Source organism: Ilyobacter sp. (assembly GCF_041583315.1).
Lineage (GTDB): Bacteria > Fusobacteriota > Fusobacteriia > Fusobacteriales > Fusobacteriaceae > Ilyobacter.
Genome location: NZ_JBFHGC010000187.1, coordinates 1 through 4,867, shown reverse-complemented (window position 1 = coordinate 4,867; position 4,867 = coordinate 1). Strand labels below are relative to the sequence as shown.

The following is a 4,867-nucleotide window of genomic DNA, read 5'->3' as shown; positions in this document are numbered from 1 at the left end:
ATGATCAAAGGAATCCTGTATAAACCCAAATGGACATATCCAACCACAGTAGAATACCCCTGTAAAAAATGTGAGAGTCAGAATTAATAAAAGTGTAAATTTAAAACTTATGGAAAATGATAGTGCTGTTAAAATTAAGCATAAAAGCTGAACTGAAAATCGGCAATCCTGAATTTTTTTCATAATTTTATTCCTTTCATATTTTTAAAGTTCTAATGGTCTTTTGTTTAGAATTGTGTTATGCAGAGAATGTGAAAAGCTGATAAAAATTTCTGGATACTTATCTTTAAGGATATCCAACAAACAACCTGTTTAAGCAATTCTATTAACAATTTACGGCATCTCTATGTCAAGTTTATGTCACACCTATGTCAGCTCTATGGCATGAATAATTTTAAGAAATAGCAATCTCACAGTATGTATAGTTGTTAAATTTATAAAAAAAAGATAAAAAATATTGGTAGTGTGTCCAGTAGAGCAGCATAAAAAAATCCTGGATTGAATTTTAGGGAAAGATGCATCTTATTTTTTAATGAAACTGAGGATTTTTCCCACTTCATATTTATCAGAAAACGTGATATAATAAGCCATAAAATCAAGATAAAAGACAGTTTATTTGTACCATCCTGTCTCTAAACAAAACTAGGGCTAAGTTTTTGAGAAATCTCAAGAACTAAGTTTTCGTTTGTCTAGGGCAGAATTTTCTGCCTTTTTTTATTTTCCACAGAAAGGAGTCACATGAAGAAAATAGGAATAACAACAACAGTGCCTGTAGAAGTTCTTATGGCTGCAGGGTATACCCCTATAGACCTAAACAATCTTTTTATCACTTCTGCAGATTACAATAAATATATAGATATAGCAGAAAAAGACGGTTTTCCAAAGAGTATGTGTGCCTGGATAAAGGGTATTTACGGTGCGTGCCTGGAAAACAACATCACCGAGATAATCGGGGTAACAGAGGGAGACTGCTCAAATACAAAGGTCCTTTTAGAAGTGTTGAAGAGTAAAGGGGTAAAAGGACATCCCTTTGCATTCCCACATTCTCACACCAGAGAGTCTGTAAAAAGAGAGATAAGTAAATTTATGGACCTTTTCGGGGTCTCTTCAGAAGAAGTGGAAAAGGTAAGAAAAAATATAAATATCCTTAGAAAAGATGCCATAAAACTGGATGAGATGACCTATCTTGAGGAAAAAGCCGATGGCTTTGAAAACCATATTTTACAGCTTTGTCTCAGTGATTTTGACGGAGATATGGAAAAATACGGGGTTTTTCTGAAAGATAAAATATCGGAAATAGAAAAAAGAGAAAAAAACCCGAAAAAACTCAGGCTGGGATACCTGGGAGTACCTCCTATGCAGGGAGACCTTCATCATTTTGTAGAAAAATTTGATGCCAGGTTTGTATATAATGAAGTTCAGAGGGAATTTGCGTTTCCCAGAGCATTACAGGCGGAAAACATCTTTGAACAATATTATGACTACACCTATCCCTATGATATCGAATACAGACTGAAGGATATTTTGGAGCAGGTGAGACTCAGAAAACTCGACGGAATAATTCACTATACCCAGGCATTTTGCCACAGGGCAATAGAGGACATCATCTTGAAGGAAAGACTTGATATCCCTGTGATGAATATAGAGGGAGACAAGCTCAACATACTAGATGCCAGGACAAAACTTCGTCTGGAGGCATTCCTTGATATGCTTTTAGATTTGAAGATTGACGGAGGAAAAAAGTGAAGGTTGTAGGTATAGATTTAGGAAGCAGAGAGGTAAAAATAGTCATCATGGAAGACATGAGACTTTTGAAAAAACTCAAAGTGAGTACAGTATCATTTTACAGAGACTACTGCACTTACGACGGAAAAATCCAGGTAGACCTTGAAAAACTGGGAATAGACAAAGTGGACAGGGCGGTATCAACTGGGTACGGCCGTAACAACACAGACCTGGAAACGTTCACCCCTATAAACGAAATAAAAGCACATGTCTACGGAGCCTCCTTCCAGAGTGGTCTGAAGGACTTTATCCTTCTGGATATAGGAGGACAGGACGTCAAGGTAGTCAGGGTGGAAAAGGGGATATCCACTGACCTTGACCTAAACGACAAATGTGCCGCTTCATGCGGAAGATATCTGGAAAATATGTGTGCAGTACTGGAAACTCCCTTAGAGGAGTTATCAAGACACCATGAAAATCCTGTGGAATTAAACTCAACCTGCGCAGTTTTTTCCGAGTCTGAACTCATAGGGTGTATCGCTGAAGGGGTATCTCTAGAAAGACTCTGTGCCGGTGTAAATCACTCTATGTACAGGAGACTAAAACCCATGCTCACAAAGTTTCGTGGTAGAAACCTTGTGGTCACAGGCGGGGTGGCTCAGAATGAAGCCATTAAAAATTATCTGAAAAATGACTATGATAAAATAACAGAGGTAGATGACCCTCAGTTCAACGGAGCCATAGGGTGCTGCTATTTTGCACACAACCATATGAAAAAATAACGGAGGAACAGATGTATATATTGACAGCAGAGCACCATTTTGACAGTGCTCATTTTCTACAAGGATACGACGGTAAATGCTCCAATATCCACGGTCACAGATGGAGAGTCGTAGCTGAGGTAGAGGGAGAAAATCTTTTTCTTGAAGGACAGTTGAGAGACATGGTAGTGGATTTCGGTGACCTAAAAAGAGATATAAAAAAAATGGTGGATTATTATGACCACTCTCTCATTATAGAAACGGATTCCATGAGAAAAGAAACTCTTACATTCTTAAAGGAAGACGGTTTCAATATTATAGAGGTAGATTTCAGACCAACGGCAGAAAGATTTGCAAAAAAATTCTATGAAGAACTGGAAAGTACAGGATACAGAGTAAAAAGAATATATGTTTATGAAACTCCTACCAACTGTGCAATATACGAAAGGCAGGGAGTATAGGATGAATTATAAAGTTGTGGAGACATTTGTCAGTATAAACGGTGAAGGTAAAAAATCCGGAGAACTGGCGGTATTTATAAGGCTTGCAGGATGCAATCTGAGATGCAGCTACTGTGATACCATGTGGGCAAATGAGGCTGATGTATCTTTCAAACCTATGAGCAAGGAAGAGATTTATGATTATATAAAAGGTACAGGAGTGGAGAATATAACCCTAACCGGGGGAGAGCCGCTTATTCAAGATGGTATAGGGGAGCTTATTGATTTTCTCATGGAGGATGAAGACCTCTGTATAGAGGTTGAAACAAACGGCAGCGTGGCCATAGAGAATTTCAGAAAAGATCACGGAAAAAGATTATCTTTCACCATGGACTATAAGGGAGCTTCAAGCCAAATGGAAGACAGTATGCTCATGGATAATTTTGATACCCTCACAGAATACGACACAGTGAAATTTGTAGTTGGAAGTGAGCAGGATCTTTTTAAGGCCAAAGAAATAATTGATAATTTTCATCTGACAGAGACATGTAATCTGTTTTTTAGTCCAATATATGGAGATATAAACCCAGAAGTCATTGTAGAGTTTATGAAGGCAAATAAAATGAACAGGGTGAGGCTGCAAATACAGCTTCATAAAATCATATGGAGCCCAGAAGAGAGAGGTGTATAATGAAAAAAATAGATAAGAAAAAAATAGAGGAACACATAAGAGGAATATTAGAAGCCTTAGGAGACAATCCTGACAGACCAGGACTTATCGACACTCCCAAAAGAGTAGCAAATATGTACGCCGAAATATTTTTGGGTCTTGCCTATACAAATGACGATATAGCAGAGATGTACGGGGTTACTTTTGACGAAGAGGATATTTACACAGAGCCAGGGAGTGATATGGTTCTCATGAAGGATATCGATATCTTTTCTCACTGTGAGCACCATCTTTCACTCATGTACAACATGACTGTAGCTGTGGCATACATCCCAAAGGAAAAGGTAATCGGACTCAGCAAAATAGCCAGAATAGCAGATATGGTTTCCAGAAGGCCTCAGCTTCAGGAAAGAATAGGTAAAGATATAGCAGAGATAATTCAAAAAGTGACCCAAAGCGATGACGTCGCTGTAATCATAAAGGGTGAACATGGTTGCATGACTACCAGAGGAATAAAAAAACCAGGAACCAAAACTATCACTACCACCCTCAGAGGAAGATTTAAATCAGAAGAAGCACTTTATAGCAGACTTATGGAACTTTACAGATCATAGGAGGAAATTGTTGATGCAGAATATAATAGATAAAGAGAGATGCGTCGTAGTTTTTAGCGGAGGGCAGGACAGTACTACTCTTCTGTTTTGGGCAAAGAAAAAATTCAAAGAGGTTATAGCCTTATCATTTAATTATGGACAGAAGCATGAACTGGAACTCCTGTGTGCTCAGGACATATGTAAAAAATATGAAGTGGAACACCATATCCTGGATATGGGACTTCTAAGCCAGCTGGCTCCCAATGCACTTACAAGGACAGATATCAAAGTGGACAAGGATGCTCCCAAAGACGGACTTCCAAATACATTTGTAGACGGAAGAAATATGATTTTTCTGACTTTTGCCTCTATATTCGCCAAGCAGAGAAATATCAACCGTGTAATTACAGGTGTGTCCCAAAGTGACTTCAGCGGCTATCCGGACTGCAGAGATATCTTTATAAAGTCCATCAACACAACCCTAAGCCTGGCTATGGACTATCAGTTTGTAGTGGAGACGCCTCTTATGTGGCTAGACAAGGCTGAGACATGGAAGATGGCAGATGATCTGGGAGTCCTTGATATAATAAAAAACGAGACCCTCACCTGCTACAACGGAATAATCGGAAACGGATGCGGAGAATGTCCTGCCTGTAAACTGAGAAAAAACGGATATGT

7 protein-coding genes are annotated in these 4,867 nt (G+C 38.6%); 6 read left to right on the top strand and 1 reads right to left on the bottom strand.

From position 1 onward, the window contains the following. On the bottom strand, nt 1-183 hold a 183-nt coding region (locus ABZA26_RS07745), incomplete at its 3' end, for a 4Fe-4S binding protein (protein ID WP_372713946.1). Nucleotides 184-738: 555 nt separating this feature from the next. Between ABZA26_RS07745 and ABZA26_RS07740 the strand changes: the two genes are divergently transcribed. The 6 genes from ABZA26_RS07740 to queC form a co-directional block, all read left to right on the top strand. Further along, on the top strand, nt 739-1,746 hold the full coding sequence (locus tag ABZA26_RS07740; protein WP_372713945.1) for a 2-hydroxyacyl-CoA dehydratase family protein: 1,008 nt from the start codon (nt 739-741) through the stop codon (nt 1,744-1,746). After that, nucleotides 1,743-2,507: an acyl-CoA dehydratase activase gene (locus ABZA26_RS07735; protein WP_372713944.1), complete on the top strand. Its 765-nt coding sequence runs from the start codon at nt 1,743-1,745 to the stop codon at nt 2,505-2,507. The genes ABZA26_RS07740 and ABZA26_RS07735 overlap by 4 nt, the downstream gene beginning before the upstream one ends. 11 nt (nt 2,508-2,518) lie before the next feature. Then, entirely contained in the window at nt 2,519-2,947 is a 429-nt protein-coding gene (gene queD, locus ABZA26_RS07730; RefSeq protein WP_372713943.1) for a 6-carboxytetrahydropterin synthase QueD, read from the top strand. A 1-nt stretch (nt 2,948) separates the two neighbouring features. Beyond that, nucleotides 2,949-3,617, top strand: a complete 669-nt coding sequence (gene queE, locus ABZA26_RS07725) for a putative 7-carboxy-7-deazaguanine synthase QueE (RefSeq protein ID WP_372713942.1) — start codon at nt 2,949-2,951, stop codon at nt 3,615-3,617. After that, nucleotides 3,617-4,210, top strand: coding sequence for a GTP cyclohydrolase I FolE (gene folE, locus ABZA26_RS07720; RefSeq protein WP_319201132.1), 594 nt, complete (start codon nt 3,617-3,619; stop codon nt 4,208-4,210). Before queE ends, folE begins: the two co-directional genes overlap by 1 nt. Before the next feature lie 13 nt (nt 4,211-4,223). After that, the coding region (gene queC / locus ABZA26_RS07715; protein WP_372713941.1) for a 7-cyano-7-deazaguanine synthase QueC at nt 4,224-4,867 on the top strand (644 nt) is incomplete at its 3' end.